General features: G+C 73.5%; 13 protein-coding genes. 9 read left to right on the plus strand and 4 right to left on the minus strand.

The window, feature by feature from the left end; genetic code table 11:
• Window positions 1-4 precede the first annotated feature (4 nt).
• The 8 genes from IEZ27_RS29900 to IEZ27_RS29935 are packed head-to-tail and all read left to right on the plus strand — an operon-like array spanning window position 5 to window position 8,225.
• Window positions 5-217, plus strand: coding sequence for an MbtH family protein (locus tag IEZ27_RS29900; protein WP_189650305.1), 213 nt, complete (start codon window positions 5-7; stop codon window positions 215-217).
• Between the two features lie 2 nt (window positions 218-219).
• Entirely contained in the window at window positions 220-1,305 is a 1,086-nt protein-coding gene (gene hppD, locus IEZ27_RS29905) for a 4-hydroxyphenylpyruvate dioxygenase (RefSeq protein WP_189650306.1), read from the plus strand.
• Window positions 1,302-2,654, plus strand: coding sequence for a condensation domain-containing protein (locus IEZ27_RS29910; protein ID WP_189650307.1), 1,353 nt, complete (start codon window positions 1,302-1,304; stop codon window positions 2,652-2,654). Before hppD ends, IEZ27_RS29910 begins: the two co-directional genes overlap by 4 nt.
• A gap of 5 nt (window positions 2,655-2,659) precedes the next feature.
• Window positions 2,660-4,012: a nucleotide disphospho-sugar-binding domain-containing protein gene (locus tag IEZ27_RS29915; protein WP_189650308.1), complete on the plus strand. Its 1,353-nt coding sequence runs from the start codon at window positions 2,660-2,662 to the stop codon at window positions 4,010-4,012.
• 31 nt (window positions 4,013-4,043) lie between these two features.
• The gene (gene rfbB / locus IEZ27_RS29920; protein WP_189650309.1) at window positions 4,044-5,027 is read left to right on the plus strand and encodes a dTDP-glucose 4,6-dehydratase; all 984 of its coding nucleotides are present in this window, start codon (window positions 4,044-4,046) and stop codon (window positions 5,025-5,027) included.
• Between the two features lie 18 nt (window positions 5,028-5,045).
• Window positions 5,046-6,317 carry a class I SAM-dependent methyltransferase gene (locus IEZ27_RS29925; RefSeq protein WP_125637962.1) on the plus strand — a complete coding sequence of 424 codons (1,272 nt, stop codon included), beginning with the start codon at window positions 5,046-5,048 and terminating at the stop codon, window positions 6,315-6,317.
• 11 nt (window positions 6,318-6,328) lie between these two features.
• On the plus strand, window positions 6,329-7,084 hold the full coding sequence (locus tag IEZ27_RS29930; protein ID WP_189650310.1) for a class I SAM-dependent methyltransferase: 756 nt from the start codon (window positions 6,329-6,331) through the stop codon (window positions 7,082-7,084).
• On the plus strand, window positions 7,071-8,225 hold the full coding sequence (locus tag IEZ27_RS29935; protein WP_189650311.1) for an aminotransferase class I/II-fold pyridoxal phosphate-dependent enzyme: 1,155 nt from the start codon (window positions 7,071-7,073) through the stop codon (window positions 8,223-8,225). Before IEZ27_RS29930 ends, IEZ27_RS29935 begins: the two co-directional genes overlap by 14 nt.
• A gap of 57 nt (window positions 8,226-8,282) precedes the next feature.
• Here the strand turns inward: IEZ27_RS29935 and IEZ27_RS29940 are convergent, their stop codons facing one another.
• Window positions 8,283-9,590, minus strand: coding sequence for an MFS transporter (locus IEZ27_RS29940; RefSeq protein ID WP_189650312.1), 1,308 nt, complete (start codon window positions 9,588-9,590; stop codon window positions 8,283-8,285).
• A 47-nt stretch (window positions 9,591-9,637) separates the two neighbouring features.
• On the opposite strand from IEZ27_RS29940, the gene IEZ27_RS29945 reads away from it, so the two are divergent.
• Window positions 9,638-10,423 (plus strand): SAM-dependent methyltransferase, encoded by a 786-nt coding sequence (locus IEZ27_RS29945; protein ID WP_125637966.1) that lies wholly within the window; start codon window positions 9,638-9,640, stop codon window positions 10,421-10,423.
• 14 nt (window positions 10,424-10,437) lie between these two features.
• Here the strand turns inward: IEZ27_RS29945 and IEZ27_RS29950 are convergent, their stop codons facing one another.
• The 3 genes from IEZ27_RS29950 to IEZ27_RS29960 are packed head-to-tail and all read right to left on the minus strand — an operon-like array spanning window position 10,438 to window position 15,489.
• Window positions 10,438-11,415 (minus strand): WD40 repeat domain-containing protein, encoded by a 978-nt coding sequence (locus tag IEZ27_RS29950; RefSeq protein WP_189650313.1) that lies wholly within the window; start codon window positions 11,413-11,415, stop codon window positions 10,438-10,440.
• A complete protein-coding gene (locus IEZ27_RS29955) occupies window positions 11,412-14,417 on the minus strand; it encodes a WD40 repeat domain-containing protein (protein WP_189650314.1) in 3,006 nt (1,001 codons plus the stop codon). Before IEZ27_RS29955 ends, IEZ27_RS29950 begins: the two co-directional genes overlap by 4 nt.
• Window positions 14,418-14,451: 34 nt before the next feature.
• Window positions 14,452-15,489: a hypothetical protein gene (locus tag IEZ27_RS29960; RefSeq protein ID WP_189650315.1), complete on the minus strand. Its 1,038-nt coding sequence runs from the start codon at window positions 15,487-15,489 to the stop codon at window positions 14,452-14,454.
• Between the last annotated feature and the right edge of the window lie 3 nt (window positions 15,490-15,492).

Raw genomic sequence — 15,492 nt, forward strand, 5'->3', positions numbered from 1 at the left:
CCAGATGAGCAACCCATTCGACGACCGGGAGGCGGCCTTCCGCGTGCTGGTCAACCAGGAGAACCAGCACTGCCTGTGGCCCGCCTTCGCCGACGTGCCCGCCGGGTGGGCGGTCGCCCACGGCCCCGCCGTACGCGACGCCTGCGTCGAGTACGTCAACGCCAACTGGACGGACCTGCGCCCGCGCGCGCACGCCGCCCGTACGGACGCCGGATAGCCATGGCCACCACGACGATCTTCAACGACCTGCGCCTGGACCATCTCGGCTTCTACGTCGGCGACCTGGAGGCCGAGTCCGCCCGGCTGGGCGCCACCCTGGGCCTGGCCCCGTACGCCGCGGCCGGGGACGCCCTGTCCCGCTCGGTCGCGCTGGGCGTGAACCGGATCAGGCTCGTGCTCACCCAGCCGATCGCCGCCGCCCACCCCGGCGCCGGGTACCTCGACCGGCACGGCGACGGCGTGGCCGACGTCGCGCTGGGCGTGCCTGACGCCGCGGCCGCCTACCACGAGGCGGTACGGCGCGGCGCCCGCCCGTTCGCCGCCCCGGCCGAGCGCGACGGCATCGTCACGGCCGCGATCTACGGCTTCGGCGACGTGCTGCACACGTTCGTGCAACGCCTCGCCGGAGCCGGCGAGCGCACGCTGCCCGGCTTCCTCGGCGACACGCGACAGCAGGCCGGGGCCGACCTCGGGCTGCTGGAGGTGGACCACCTGGCCGTGTGCGTCCCGGCCGGGGAGCTCGACGCCACCGTCGCGTTCTACCGGCGGGTGCTCGGCTTCGAGCTCACCTTCGCCGAACGCATCGCCGTCGGCTCGCAGGCCATGACCACCAAGGTCGTCCGCAGCCACGGCGGCGAGGTGACGTTCACGCTGATCGAGCCGGACGTCACCAGGACGCCCGGCCACATCGACGAGTTCCTGCGCGACCACGGCGGCGCGGGCGTGCAGCACCTGGCGCTGGCCGCCGCCGACATCGTGGCCGCCGTGGAGGCGACCGCCGCCCGCGGGGTGGAGTTCCTGACCGCCCCCGACGTCTACTACAGCCTGCTCGCCGAACGGGTACGGCCGGTGAAGTACCGGCTGGAGGACCTCGGACGGCTCAACATCCTCGTCGACGAGGACCACGACGGGCAGCTCTACCAGATCTTCGCCCGCTCGACCCACCCCCGCGACACCTTCTTCTTCGAACTCATCGAACGACTGGGCGCCCGCTCCTTCGGCGGCGGCAACATCAGCGCCCTCTACCGGGCCGTGGAGCTCCAGCGCAGCGGCCGACGCGATGCCCGCACGGAGGCGGCAGCATGACCATTTCCCCGCCGGCGATCCGGTACCCCCTGTCCTACACGCAGCACTTCCTTCGCCTGTTCGACCAGGGCGACGCCCAGGGGCCCTTCAGCGCCCGCTACAACATCGTCGTCGGCTGGCGCCTGCGCGGCCGCATCGACGTCGACACCCTCCAGCTCGCCATGGACGACGTGGCCGACCGGCACGACGCCCTGAACATGACGATCACCCGGGGGGAGGGGGAGGCGTACCAGGTGCGGCAGCCGTCCGAGCCGGCCCGGCTGCTCGTGGTCGACCTGCCGGCCGCCGCCCCCGAGGAGCGCGCGCTGCGGGCCGAGGAACTGCTCACCGAGGTCGAGGCCGGCTCCTACAGCCTTCAGGAGCTGCCGCACCTGCGTGCCATCCTCGGCCGCTTCGACGACGAGGACGCCGTGCTCGCCCTCATCGTGCACCACACCGCGGGCGACGGCTGGTCCATGCAGCTGCTCATCCGCGACATCGTCACCCGCTACGCCGAGCGCCGCGGGCACACCGTCCCGCCGCTGCCGCAGCCGCGCCCCTACCACGAGTACGCCTCCTGGCAGCAGGAGGCCGCGAGCAGCGCGGAGACCGAGGCCGCCCGCGACTTCTGGCGCGAGCGGCTGGGCGGCGCGCGCATGCTGGCCGTGCCCACCGACCACGCCAGGTCGGCCGGGCTGGCCAAGGTCTGCCCGGTCCACCGGTTCTCCCTGCCCAAGGACGTCTCCGCACGGGTGATCAGCTACGCCAAGGCGATGCGCAGCTCGCCGTTCATGGTGCTGCTGGCCGCCTACAACGTGCTGCTGGGCCGGATCACCGGCGCCGGAGACCTGGTCATCCCGGTGATCAGCTCGGGCCGCGGGCAGCCGGAGTTCCAGGAGACCGTGGGGCCGTTCTTCAACTTCCTGCCGCTGCGTACCGACCTGGCCGGCTGCGCCACCTTCCGCGAGGCGGTCGAGCGGTCCAGGAGGACCTGCATGGACTCCTACGCCGCCGAGATCCCGTTCCTGCAGATCGTGGCCGAGGCGCCCGAGCTGATGGCCGACGCCGCGCTGGAGAGCAAGGCGCTGTGCGCCCTCCAGGTCTGGCAGTTCGCCACCGGCCTGGACGGCGAGCGCGTCGGCGACCTGGAGATCGCCGAGGTGCGCGAACGCCTGCTGGACCAGCCGAACGGCACCGACATCCCCGACGGCGCGCTGCTCACCTTCGACATCGCACCCTCCGGCGAGATCTTCGGCAACTTCGCCTACAACAGCAACCTGTTCCTGGAGAGCTCGATCGCGACGATGGTGGCCGACTTCAGCGAGATCCTGCGCGCCGGCCTCGCCGCCCCCGACTCCCCCCTGGAGTGATCGCCATGCGCGTGATGTTCACCGTCTTCCCCGCGACGGCGCACTTCCTGCCGATCGTGCCCTACGCCTGGGCGTTGCAGGCGGCCGGGCACCAGGTGGTGGTGGCGGCGCCGCCGGGCGTCGACACCGGGGTCTCGGTGCCCGACTTCCACCGGTCGGTGAACGCGGCCGGGCTCACCGCGGTCTCCTGCGGCGCGCCCGAGCCGCTGTCGGTGCACGATCGCGGCTACCCCGGGTTCGCCGGCCTGATCCCCACGATCGAGGAGTCGGAGCGCCTGGTCACCGCGCTCGGCATCACCGAGGCGGAACGTCCGCCATGGGATGTCTTCTACCACTTCGCGCTGCTGACCATGCGCAACTACCACCCGCCGGTGCCGCGCCAGGACGTCCGGGCCGTCGTCGAGTTCGCCCGCGAGTGGCGGCCCGACCTCGTGCTGTGGGACCCCTGGTTCCCGTGCGGCGCGGTCGCGGCCCGGGTCTGCGGCGCCGCCCACGCCCGTACGCTGCTGGCACCCGACTACACCGCCTGGGCCGCGGAGAAGTTCGCCGGCAGCGGCGAGGAGAACCCCATGACCGGCGTCATCGGCCCGCTGGCCGACAGGTACGGCGTCACGGTCGACGACAACCTGCTGCTCGGCGACTGGACGGTGGACCCGTTCCCGCCCGGGATGAGCCTGCCCACCGGCGTCCGCCGCCTGCCCGTCCGGTACGTGCCCTACACCGGGGCGAGTGTCGTGCCCGAGTGGCTGCGGAGACCGCCGGGCCGGCCGCGGGTGGCGATCTCGCTCGGCGTGTCGATGCGCTCGTTCTTCAAGGGCGACTGGGGTCGTACCGCCAAGCTCATGGAGGCCGTGGCCGGCCTGGACATCGAGGTCGTCGCCACCCTGGACGCCAACCAGCTCCTCGACCTGGACGGCCCGCTGCCCGACAACGTGCGCGTGTTCGACTACGTGCCGCTCGACCAGCTCCTGCCGACCTGCTCGGCGATCATCCACCACGGCTCGATCGGCACCTTCGTGGCCGCCTCGGCCATGAACGTCCCGCAGCTCGTCTGCGACACCGACGAGCACAACCGGCTCGTCGGCACCCCCGTCGAGGACGGCATCGACTGGCAGCTCCAGTGCCAGAAGCAGCTCACCTCGACCCGCACCTCCCGGTACGTCACCACGCGCGGCGCCGGCGTGCGGATCAACCACCAGACGCAGTCCGCGGCCGAGATCCGCGACGAGCTGCTGCGCGTGCTGAAGGACCCCTCGTACACCAAGGGCGCGGCCTCCATCCACGAGGAATGGCTGGCCACGCCGAGCCCGACCGACATCGTCGCGGAGCTGGAGCGGCTGACCGCCGCCGCCCGGTAGCCGTCGACCCCTCAGACAGGAGGCGGACAAGTTGCGGATCCTGGTCACCGGCGGCGCCGGTTTCATCGGCTCGGAGTTCGTCAGAGCCACGCTGCGGGACTCGCCGGGCACGCGGGTCACCGTCCTGGACAAGCTCACCTATTCCGGCAACCTGGAGAACCTCGACCCGGTGGCCGGCCACCCGGGGCTGCGCTTCGTGCAGGGCGACACCGCCGACCCGCTCGTGGCCGACGAGGTGGTGGCAGGGCAGGACGTGATCGTGCACTTCGCCGCCGAGACGCACGTCGACCGGTCGATCGTCAGCGCCACCGGCTTCGTGCTCTCCAACGTCCTCGGCACCCAGACCCTGCTGGAGGCGGCCCTGCGGCACGGCGTCGGCCGGTTCGTGCACGTCTCCACCGACGAGGTGTACGGCTCCATCAGCGAGGGCTCGTGGACCGAGGAGACGCCGCTCGCGCCGAACGTGCCGTACGCGGCCTCCAAGGCCGGCTCGGACCTGCTCGCGCTGGCCTTCCACCGCACGCTCGGCCTGGACGTCGTGATCACCCGGTGCACCAACAACTACGGCCACTACCAGTTCCCCGAGAAGGTCATCCCGCTGTTCGTGACCAACCTGCTCGAAGGCCGCCGCGTCCCCCTGTACGGCGACGGCGGCAACCGGCGCGACTGGCTGCACGTCTCCGACCACTGCCGGGCCATCCGCATGGTCCTCGACCGCGGGCGGGCCGGCGAGGTCTACCACATCGGCGGCGGCAGCGAGCTGAGCAACCTGGAGCTGACCGCCCGCCTCCTGGAGGCGTGCGGGGCGGGCTGGGACCAGGTCGAGCACGTACCCGACCGGCCCGGGCACGACCTGCGCTACTCCCTCGACATCTCCAAGATCGAGCGGGAGCTGGGCTACGCGCCGTCCGTGGACTTCGAGACCGGCCTGGCCGCGACCGTCGCCTGGTACCGGGACAACCGGTCGTGGTGGGAACCGCTCAAGCACCGCGAGCTCGCCGTGGCCGCCCACTGAAGATCATGAGGAGAGACCATGCAGGACATTGTCCGACGTCTTGACACGTGCCGGGTCTGCGGGCGCGACGACTGGCTGGAGGTCACCTCCTTCGGGTCGGTGCCGCTCGCCAACGGCTTCCTCGACCCCGCCGACCTGCCGGCCGAGGAGCCCGCCTACCCCGTGGACGTGATCGTGTGCCGCGGCTGCCGGCTGATGGCCGTCCGGCACGTCATCCGGCCCGACGTGCTGTTCCGCCACTATGTGTACGTCACCTCCGAGTCCGACCAGATGACCGGCCACATGCGGCGCATCGTCGGCTGGTGCACCCGCCGGGCCGCGCTGGCGCCCGGCGAGCTGGTCGTCGAGCTGGGCAGCAACATCGGCCTGCAGCTCGGGCTCTTCCAGGAGCAGGGGCAGCGCGTCGTCGGCGTGGACCCGGCCGAGAACCTGGCCGCGATCGCCAACGCCCGCGGCGTGCGCACCCTGCCCGAGTTCTTCGGCGGCGACCAGGGCCGCCGCATCCACGCCGAGCAGGGCGAGGCCAAGCTGGTGCTCGGCCGCCAGTGCTTCGCCCACATCGACGACGTGCACAACGTGCTCGACGGCGCCACCGCCGTACTGGCTCCCGACGGGCTGGTCGCGATCGAGGTCCCGTACCTGCTGGACCTGCTGGAGGAGAACCAGTTCGACACGATCTACCACGAGCACCTGTCGTACTACTCGGTCACCACGCTCGGCCACCTGTTCCAGCGGCACGGCCTGCGCATCGTGGACGTCGAGCGGGCGGCCGTGCACGGCGGCTCGATCGTCGTCTTCGCCGCCAGAGAAGGATCGGACCACCCCACCCGCCCCTCCGTGGGCCAGCTCCTGTCGCTGGAGCGGCAGCGCGGCCTCGACACCGACGCCGCCTACCTGGAGTTCGCCGAACGCGCCCACCAGGTGATCACCGAGATCGGCGACCTCGTACGCGACCTGGCCGCCCGCGGCCTGACCGTCGCCGGGTACGGCGCGCCCTCCAAGGGCACCACCCTGCTGCAGTTCTGCGGGCTCGGCCCCGCCGAGGTGCGCTTCTGCAGCGACACCACCAGCCTCAAGCACGGCAGGCTGCTGCCCGGCACGCGCATCCCGTGCTGCTCGCCGGAGCAGGCCCGCGCCCAGGAGCCCGACTACTACCTGCTGCTCGCCTGGAACTACGCCGAGGAGATCATCGGCAAGGAACGGGACTTCCTGAGCCGCGGCGGCCGATTCATCATCCCCATCCCCCAGCCGAGGGTCGTGACGGCCGAGCCCGTCCCGGCGGTGGCCTGAAGGAGATCTGCATGGAATACGGATCCGACCACGCCGAGTACTACGACCGCGTCTTCCGCAGCCGCGGCAAGAGCTTCGAGGGCGAGGCCCGGGAGCTGGCGAACATCGTCAAGGCCCGGGCGCCCGAGGCGGCCTCGCTCCTGGACGTGGCCTGCGGCACCGGCGCCCACCTGGAGACGTTCGCCCAGATCTTCGAGCACGTCGAAGGGGTCGAGCTGTCGCCGGACATGCGCGAGGTGGCCGCCCGGCGGCTGCCGGGCGTGCCGCTGCACCCCGGCGACATGCGCGACTTCGACCTCGGACGCACCTTCGACGCCGTGACCTGCATGGGCAACGCCGTCGGCGAGCTGGGCTCCTACGACGAGCTGGTCGAGGCCATCGGCAGCATGGCGGCCCACCTGGCGCCCGGCGGCGTCCTCGTCGTCGAGCCCTGGTACTTCCCCGAGAACTTCCTCGACGGGCACGTCGGCGGCCACACGCTCGCTGAGGACGGGCTCGTCATCTCCCGCATGACGCACTCGCGCAGGGAGGGCGACAAGAGCCGGCTGGAGGTGCGGTTCAGGGTCGCCGACTCCGCCGGGTTCAAGGAGTTCTCCGAGGTGCTCTACTCCAGCCTGTTCACCTGTGACCAGTACCTGGAGGCGTTCGCGAAGGCCGGCTGCCGGGCCGAGTTCAGGCCCGCGTTCAAGCTGGCCGACGGCCGGCCCAACAGCCCCGGGCTGTTCGTCGGCGTACGCGAGGAGGGACCCGGCGATGGCCTTCGCTGAGCCGCTCGTCGTCGGGCGGCCGAACGCCGGGGAACGGGCCCGCCTGCTGGACCGGCTGGGCGGGGTGCTCGACCGGCTCTGGCTGACCAACAACGGCCCGCTGGTCCGCGAGTTCGAGGCGCGCCTGGCCGACCTGACCGGCGCCCGGCACGCCGTGGCCACCTGCAACGCCACCACCGGCATCCAGATCGCGGCCAGGGCCGCCGGGCTGCGGGCCGGCGACGAGGTGATCGTCCCCTCCTTCACGTGGGTGGCGACCGCCCACGCGCTGGAGTGGATCGGCATCGTCCCGGTCTTCTGCGACTCCGACGAGATCACCGGCAACGCCGACCCCGAGCACGTCGAACGCCTGATCGGCCCCAGGACCCGGGGCATACTCGGCGTGCACGTCTTCGGCTACCCGTGCGACATCGACGCGCTGACCGGCCTGGCCCGCGAGCACGGGCTCGTCCTGATGTTCGACGCCGCGCACGCGCTCGGCTGCACCTACCGGGGCAGGCCGATCGGCGCGTTCGGCGACGCCGAGATCTTCAGCTTCCACGCCACCAAGTTCGTCAACAGCGTCGAGGGCGGCGCGATCGTCACCGACGACGACGCCCTGGCCGCGCGGGTCAGGGAGCTGCGCAACCAGGGCATCGACGCGGCCGGGCAGATCTCCGGGGCCGGGACGGTGGCCCGGATGAGCGAGTTCCACGCGGCCATGGGGCTGACCTCGATGGAGGCCATCGACACGATCGTCGAGGCCAACCGGCGCAACCAGCGGGTCTACGAGGAACTGCTCGACGGGCTGCCGGGCGTCGTCGTACGCGGCCAGGCGCCCGGCGAGCAGGCCAACTTCCAGTACCTCGTCATCGAGGTGGACGCGGCCGTGGCCGGGGCGTCGCGGGACGACGTGCTGGAGGCGCTGCTGGCCGAGAACGTGCACGCGCGCCGGTACTTCTCGCCCATCTGCCACCAGGTGGAGCCGTACCGGTCCGACCCGGCCCGGCACTTCCCGCTGCCCCTGCCACGGGCGGAGGGGCTGGCCGCCCGCGTCCTGTCCCTGCCGACCGGGCCCACGGTGGACGCGGCCCAGATCGCCGGCATCTGCCGCACCGTCCGCGCGACCGTACGGCCGGCCGACCGCAGGCTCGTCGCCTGACACCCGACAGAACAAGGGGCGCCTCCGACCTCGGAGGCGCCCCGCCGTACGACGAGCTCAGCGCCCGGCCGGCTGGTCCGTGGTGGAGGCGGCGTCCGGGGAGGGGGTGACGCGGTTGCGTACGACCAGGCCGAAGAGGGCCACCAGCAGGCCGCACGCCCCCGCCAGCGCGAACGGCGCCGCCGGGCGCCACAGGTCGTACAGCCAGCCGCCGACCCCGGAGACGACGAAGATGCCGATCGCGCCGCAGAGCGTCTGGACGCCGAAGCTGGCCCCCCGGAAGCGGGCCGGCACCTGCTGGGCCAGCAGCGGGCCCGCCGTGGTGATGACGCCGACCTCGCCCAGCCCGACGGCCGCCGCCACCAGCATCATGCCCGGCCCGAGCGGATCGCTGACCAGCAGCGTCGACAGGTACGCGGCGGCGGCCAGCGCCTGGGCCAGGATCACCACGTCCTGCCGCCGCATGCGGTCGCCGAGCCAGCCGAACAGCGGCGCGCCCACCACGATCACCATGTACGCGATGCCCACGATGGCGCCGCTCTTGGCCAGCGCCTCCGTGGCGGACATGCCGCGCACGGCCTTGGCGTAGTCGACGATCCACAACGACAGGAAGCTCGCCACGAGCGCCAGGTCGGCCCTGGCCACGAAGGACGCCGCGTACGACAGCGCAACGCCGGGGTCGCGGGCCAGCCGCACGCCCTCGCCGACCAGCCGGGTCAGCCCGACCCGCTGCTCGACGGGCGCCGCGAGGCCGGGCGCGAGCGTGCCGCGCAGGGCCAGCGCGCCCAGCAGCACGAGCCCGGCGACCACCAGGAAGCCCACCTTGGCGGCCGTGGCCGGGGCCATGCCGCCGTTCTCCAGCATGTTCGGCAGGCGTACCAGCACCAGGACGGCGATCACCGCGCCGATGCCGCTGAACAGCCCGAGCCAGCCGTACGCCTTGCCGCGCGCGTGGTCGCGCACGTAGTCGGCGGTGATCGCGGACATGGTGACGTTCAGGGCGGCGATGCCGAGGGCGAACACGACCCGCAACACGACCAGGACGGCGACGTTCCCCGCGAACGGGTAGAGCGCGGCGCCGACCGCGCACAGCAGCAGGCCCGCGACGGCGACCGGCCGTCGCCCGACGCGGTCGGCCAGCGCGCCGTACCAGACCAGGCTCAGGATGAGCGCGACCTCCGCCGCGACCTGGAGGTATCCCGTCGTACGGCCCAGCTCGTCGCCGGACAGCCCCAGCGCGTCGGTGAGCAGGTACGGCTGGGCGGCCGGCAGGAAGGTGATGACCGCCGTGCCCAGGAGCCCCAGACCCATGCACGCCCACAGATTGGTCCGGCTGATGCCCGTCGAGGCGTCGAGACCTAACATGGCAGAGATCATCCCAACGTTCGCCCTAGATCGTCTAGGTTTGGGGCATGATGAGTGACCGAGTCCCACCGGGCGTCAGCGCAGCGGTGCCCAACGTGGCGCGGATGTACGACTATTACCTCGGCGGGAAGGACAACTTCGCGTCCGACCGGGAAGCCGCCGAGAAGGTGTTGTCGATCATCCCGGAGATCAGGGGCGACGCGCGCAACAGCCGGGCCTTCCTCCAGCGAGCGGTGCGCCACCTCCGGCAGGAGGGCGTCGACCAGTACCTCGACATCGGGTCGGGCCTGCCGACCGCCGGGCACGTCCACGAGGTGATCGAGGGCGCGAAGGTGGTCTACGTGGACAACGACTCCGTCGTCCTGACCCACTCCCGCGCCCTGCTCGGCCACTCGCCCGACGTCACCGTCCAGGAGGGCGACCTGCGCCGGCCGGAGGCCGTCGTGGAACGCGCGGCGCAGGTGCTCGACTTCTCCCGGCCGGTCGCGCTGCTCGTGGTGTCGCTGCTGCACTTCGTCACCGACGAGGAGGACCCGGTCGGCATCGTCCACCGCTACCGCGACCTGCTCCCGGCGGGCAGCCACCTCGTGCTGACGCACGTGGCCCCCGACACCATGCCGAGCAAGGCCGACGACGTCAGCGCCGTCTACCGCAACGCGACCTCGCCGTTCACGGCCCGCAGGCGGTCGGTGTTCGAGGCCCTCATGGAGGGGTTCGACCTGCTGGAGCCGGGCATCGTCAACACCCGCGAGTGGCGTCCCGACCGGGACACCGACCCCTCCCCGATCCAGGGCGACTACCACCTGTGCGCGGTGGGCCGCAAGCCGGCCTGATCGGGAACGCCCGCCTAGGACTCGGCGAACGTCCACACGGCGGTCAGGCCGTCCCGGGCCCCGACGGCCAGCAGGGTCCCGGACGGGTGGAAGCTCAGGGTGGTGATCGGCCGGTGATGAACGGGCGTCACCGAGACCAGGCGCGGGCGGCGGACCTCGGACACCTCCCACAACGAGACCGCCCCCTGCGCGTCCCCGCAGGCGATGACCGGCAGCCGGGGATGGAAGGCGACCGCGCGGGCCAGGCCGGTGGGCACGCCGGGCCCGCGGGCCAGGTTCGCGGCGGGCCGGGCGGACAGCTCGCCGGTGTCCCACAGGGCGACGGAGAAGGGGGTGTTGGCGGCCAGCATCCCTCCGTCGGGACTGAAGCTCAGGTACGAGGCCCGTCCCCCGGTCAGGGTCATGACGGGCGCGGACCTGGCGGAGACGTCCCACAGGTCCACGTTCCCGGCGTGGTCGGCGACGGCGAGCGTGGACCCGTCGGGTGAGAACGTGAGCGCGTCGACGTACGCGGCCCTGACCTTCAGGCTCCCCAGCCGGTACGGCCGCCCCGGCTCGCGCACGTCCCACAGCCGTACGGCGCCCTGGATGTGACCGGTCGCCAGGGTCGCCGTGCCCGGCCGGAACGCGAGGCCGAACGCGGCGCCCACCTGCCCGGCGGCCATCGCCGCCCGCTTGTCGCTCCACGGGTGCACGAAGACGGGCGTGAGCCCCGGGCCGTCCTCCCACGACCAGAACGAGGCGACGCTGTCCCGCCCGCCGTTCGTGGCCAGCACCGGGGACAGCGGGTGGAACCCGGCCGTCGTGACCGAACGCGGCCCGCGGCCGGGCCGGGCGGAGCCGCGCGGCGCGGGCGGCCCCTCGCCGGCGACGGCCCACATGGTCATCGCCTTGGACGCGCCGGCGACCAGGAGCCCTCCCGCCGGGTCGAACAGGACGATGCTGGTCCGGCCGTTGCGCGTCCGCAGGTCGTGCAGCAGGTCGATGATCATGTCGTGCTCCCTGTGGGAATGCCGGGTGCGACGTGGTCCAGGGTCCAGAGCGCGAGCGAGCCGTCGAGCCCGCCGCCGATGACGGCCCGCCGCGCCGGGTGGAAGGCCACGGCGGTGACCGGGAAGGCGCCGGGCAGGTGGGTGACCAGCTCCGGAACGCCGGCCGAACGCCACAGGCCGACGCCCCTGCGGTGACCGGCGGCCAGCAGTGAGCCGTCGGCGTCGAAGGCCGCCGTGTAGCCGTAGAGCGGGACGCGGGCCCGCCGTACGGGGGGCCCGGTGTCCGGCAGGTCCCAGAGGGTGAGGCGGGCCCACCGGCCGGCGATCGCCAGACGGCCGCCGCCGGGGTCGAACGCGGTCACGAAGATCCAGCCCACGTCACCGGGGAGGCGGTGGCGGAGCCGCGGTTCGCCCGGTTCGCGCAGGTCCCAGAGGTGCGCGACGCCGTCGCGGCCGCCGGTCAGCAACCACGAGCCGTCCGGGCTGAAACGTACGCTGCGCACCGGGCGGCCGTGCGAGCGCAGCGTGGCGACCAGGCGGGCGGCGGCGGGGTCGGTGACGTCCCACAGTGTGACGGCGTGGTCGCCGCCGGCCGCGGCCAGCAGGGGCTCGCCGGGATGGAAGTCGAGTCCCGCGACGTCCTCGCGGTGGGCGCGCAACGCGGCGATCGGACGGGGGTCGGCGGGCGTGCCGAAGGCGTGCAGCCCGATCGTGCCGTCGATGCCGCCGGTGGCCAGCAGGTCGCCGCCCGCCTGGATCGCGAAGGAGCGCAGGGGCGGTGGCGAGGTGTTCCAGCGGGAGTGGGTGACCGCGACGACGGCGGGGCCGTTCAGGTCGTCGAGGTCCCAGACCAGGACGGCGACGCCGGTCCCGCCGGTGACCAGGAAACGCCGGTCCGGCGTGGCCGCCAGCTTGGTGATGCCGCCCCGCAACTGCGCCAGCGGCCGGTGTGCGGGTGGTCCCGCCGGCGGTTCGGTTGCCACGGTGGGCGTGGGCGTGGGCGTGGGCGGTGCGGGTGCGGGGGTACGGGCGCCGGCCAGGTGGTGCTGGATGGCCGTGTGCCGGAACCGGTAGACGGCGCCCGAGCGGACCAGCACCTGGTTGCGCTCGGCACGTTCCAGGAAGGCCAGCATCCGCAGCGGGGTCGCCTGACGGAACCGCCACCACAGCCGGGCCATCACGAACCGGCCCCACGCCCCCCGCAACAGCGCGACGGCCCCGATGCAGACGCCGAGCGGGATCCCGTGGCCCGGCACGACCTGCATGGCGTAGCCGACCAGCGCCCCGGTGACCGTGGCCTCGGACGTCTGCGCCAGCGTGAGCCACCGGTCCTGGGCCACGGCCCGGCGCGGGGTGACCGCGCGGACGTCGGCGGCGTCGTCGAAGCCGAGGACGGCCCGCAACGGCCCGACCCACCAGTTGGCGAACCCCATCGCCGCGCCGGCGACCAGGCCCGTCGCCCACCCCCTGAAAAGGGCCACGCCCACGCCGACCAGCACGGCGCTGGAGAGCGCCAGCCACACGTTGCGGAGGAAGGAGGCCCGGTCGGGCGGGCGCAGCGCGAGCCTCCTGGGCCGTCCGTCGAGCAGAGTGTCCGGCAGGGCGCGGGAGGACAGCGCGAAGCTGACGAACCCGATGACGCCCACGAGCAGCGCCGTCCCCGGCGGCTCGAACGGCAGGACGGCCAGCGTGGTGAGCACGCCGACGATCCACCGGTCGTACTTGCGCGGGTTGCCGACCGCCAGCCGCAGTTCCCACCAGGCCAGGTCGAGGCTGCCGCGCCGGTCCAGCTCGCGGGCCAGGGCGACGAGCGCCCGGTTGTCCCGCGCGATCCGTTCCTTGTCCGTCTCTCCCGCCGACCGGTAGGCCGCCGGCACGTACGCCTCCAGCAGATGGCTCTCGACGGCGGCACGGTCGGGGAACCGCCCGGCGTCGAGCAGTTCCTCCGGGTGGGGGAGCGCGGCGTCGTACGGGGTGCCGGGGGGAGGGTTGTAGCGGGTGCGCGCGAGGGACAGCGTGAAGGGGCTCGTCAACGCGGTGGCCGCCGGGCCGTCCGGGGCGGCGGCCAGCCGTTCGAACACGGGACGCCAGCGGCGCTGGGAGTTGGCGTTGCCCGCGGTCGACCTCAGGTGCTCGGTGACCTCGTCGAGGCCGAGGGGCTGGAGGTGGAGGACGGTCGCGTCGTCCGGCGGGGTCCATGGGGGCGGGTGGTCGCCGGTGCGGCAGGTGAGCACCAGGCGGGTCCGTTCCGGCAGGGCGGCGGCGAGCGCGGCGAGGTCGGGCGGGCCGGACGCGAACCCGTCCAGGATCGGCAGTACGAACCCCTCGCCGACCAGCGACCGGGCGGTCCCGAGCAGGCCGTCGGCGGCTCCGTCGGCGAACCCCGCGAACCGGGTGGCGAGCTGGAGGGCGATCCAGTCCGGCAGGGGCTGGGCAGCCGGGTCCCAGGAGCCCGCCTCGATCAGGACGGGCACCGGGCCGCCCGGCGCGCGGGCCGCCGCCAGGTGACGGCACAGCCGGGCCGCCGCGAACGTCTTGCCCGACCCCGGCGGGCCGAGGAGGACCAGGGGACCGGGCGCCGACTCCGTGAAGATCACGCCGAGGTCGGCAACGGTACGCCCCGCCGCGCTGTCCCGGGGCCGCACCCCGAGCCGTACCGGCAACGGCGGGACCCCCGGCAACGACGGGACCTCTGGAGCCGACGAGGCGCCCGGCAAGGGCGGGGCGCCTGGTCGCGCTGGGGACGGGCGGGCGGCGTCGGGTTCGGTGGCGGTCAGGAGGGCCAGCCGGTCGGCGACCGCGGCCAGGGGGACGTGCGGGCCGCCGCGGCGCCGCGCCAGGATCAGCGCCCCGGCCGTCACGCCGGTGAGAAGGGCGGACAGCGCGGTGATCAGGGCCAGCGGTACGGCGCCCCGCAGCGCCAGTGCGAGGCCGCCCGCGGCGGCGGCGACGGACAGCGCTCCGGCGGCGACCGGTGGGAGCCATCGGGAGGTGGACCTCATCGGGGATCCTCTCGTCCTCGGGTCCGGCGGGACGTCAGGGGCTGAACAGGACGATCACCACGGAGACCGCCAGCGCGCCCAGGGCGGCGAGCCCGTGCAACGACGGCGCGGGCGGCCACCGCCGTCCCCGCCCCGGCTCGTCACCCGCCTTCCCGCCGGGCCCGCCGGTTTCGCCGGTTTCGTCGGTGGCGGGGCTCGCCTGTACGGCGGGTGGGACGTTGCGGTACCACCACAACGCCAGCGACGTGTACGCGTCCCGCTGACGGCGGGCGTCCCGCAGGTCGTCGTCGGGTGTGTCCAGATGGCGGAGCAGGGCCAGGCGGTGGAGGTCGACGGCCACCTTCACGTGCCCGCCGTACCGCCGGGCCGCGCTGAGCGCTCCCCGGTAGGCGGCGTAGGCGAGCCCGCCGGAGACCCACAGGCAGGACAGCGTCGCCGCCGCGGGCGCCCCGGTCGCGGCGAGCACGCCGGTGCCCGCGCAGGAGTACGCCGCCGCCAGCGCCGAGACCACCAGCAGGAACTCCAGATCGGCCTTGGCGGCGGCGATCGCGGCCGACACGGGCTCCGGCAGCAGGGGGTGCAGCCGTGGCCAGATGACGGCGGTCTCGATCCCGTACCGGTCGGCCGGGTAGCTCTCGGCGTTGCGCAGGATGTTGCCGAGGCGGGTCGCCTTCACCTCCTCGGGACGGCTGGGCAGCGGGTAGTCGTGGTAGATCCGGTCGTAGTCGGCGGGGTCGCCGGGGCGCAGCCGGGCCAGCCGCCGCAGATGGCAGCGCCGGCCCAGTGCCGTGGCGAGGCGGCCGGCCGGTCCGCTCCAGCCGCCCTCGTACCAGCGGATGATCGCGCCGGTCTGCGCGCTGACGAACGCGGCGGCGAAGAAGGCGGCGACGAGCGCCGCGACCAGTACGGCCGCGGTGAGCCCGGCGGCGGCGACCCGCTGCCACACGACCGCGGAGTACGGCAGCGTGCGCAGCACGACGAGCCCGGCCAGCGCCAGGATGAACGCCGCGCACGGCAGGAACGCGTTGACCAGGAACCGCCGGTCGGCCAGCTTCATGACCTCGTCGAACACGCC

The sequence above is a fragment of the Nonomuraea spiralis genome (assembly GCF_014648435.1).
GTDB lineage: Bacteria > Actinomycetota > Actinomycetes > Streptosporangiales > Streptosporangiaceae > Nonomuraea > Nonomuraea spiralis.

What these genes read in the sequence shown, in the direction of transcription:
- IEZ27_RS29900 (WP_189650305.1), top strand. Translation starts at nt 5, where the DNA reads ATGAGCAACCCATTCGACGACCGGGAGGCGGCCTTCCGCGTGCTGGTC.
- IEZ27_RS29945 (WP_125637966.1), top strand. Translation starts at nt 9,638, where the DNA reads ATGATGAGTGACCGAGTCCCACCGGGCGTCAGCGCAGCGGTGCCCAAC.
- IEZ27_RS29930 (WP_189650310.1), top strand. Translation starts at nt 6,329, where the DNA reads ATGGAATACGGATCCGACCACGCCGAGTACTACGACCGCGTCTTCCGC.
- IEZ27_RS29910 (WP_189650307.1), top strand. Translation starts at nt 1,302, where the DNA reads ATGACCATTTCCCCGCCGGCGATCCGGTACCCCCTGTCCTACACGCAG.
- IEZ27_RS29940 (WP_189650312.1), bottom strand. Translation starts at nt 9,590, where the DNA reads ATGTTAGGTCTCGACGCCTCGACGGGCATCAGCCGGACCAATCTGTGG.
- IEZ27_RS29925 (WP_125637962.1), top strand. Translation starts at nt 5,046, where the DNA reads ATGCAGGACATTGTCCGACGTCTTGACACGTGCCGGGTCTGCGGGCGC.
- IEZ27_RS29950 (WP_189650313.1), bottom strand. Translation starts at nt 11,415, where the DNA reads ATGATCATCGACCTGCTGCACGACCTGCGGACGCGCAACGGCCGGACC.
- IEZ27_RS29915 (WP_189650308.1), top strand. Translation starts at nt 2,660, where the DNA reads ATGCGCGTGATGTTCACCGTCTTCCCCGCGACGGCGCACTTCCTGCCG.
- IEZ27_RS29935 (WP_189650311.1), top strand. Translation starts at nt 7,071, where the DNA reads ATGGCCTTCGCTGAGCCGCTCGTCGTCGGGCGGCCGAACGCCGGGGAA.
- IEZ27_RS29955 (WP_189650314.1), bottom strand. Translation starts at nt 14,417, where the DNA reads ATGAGGTCCACCTCCCGATGGCTCCCACCGGTCGCCGCCGGAGCGCTG.
- hppD (WP_189650306.1), top strand. Translation starts at nt 220, where the DNA reads ATGGCCACCACGACGATCTTCAACGACCTGCGCCTGGACCATCTCGGC.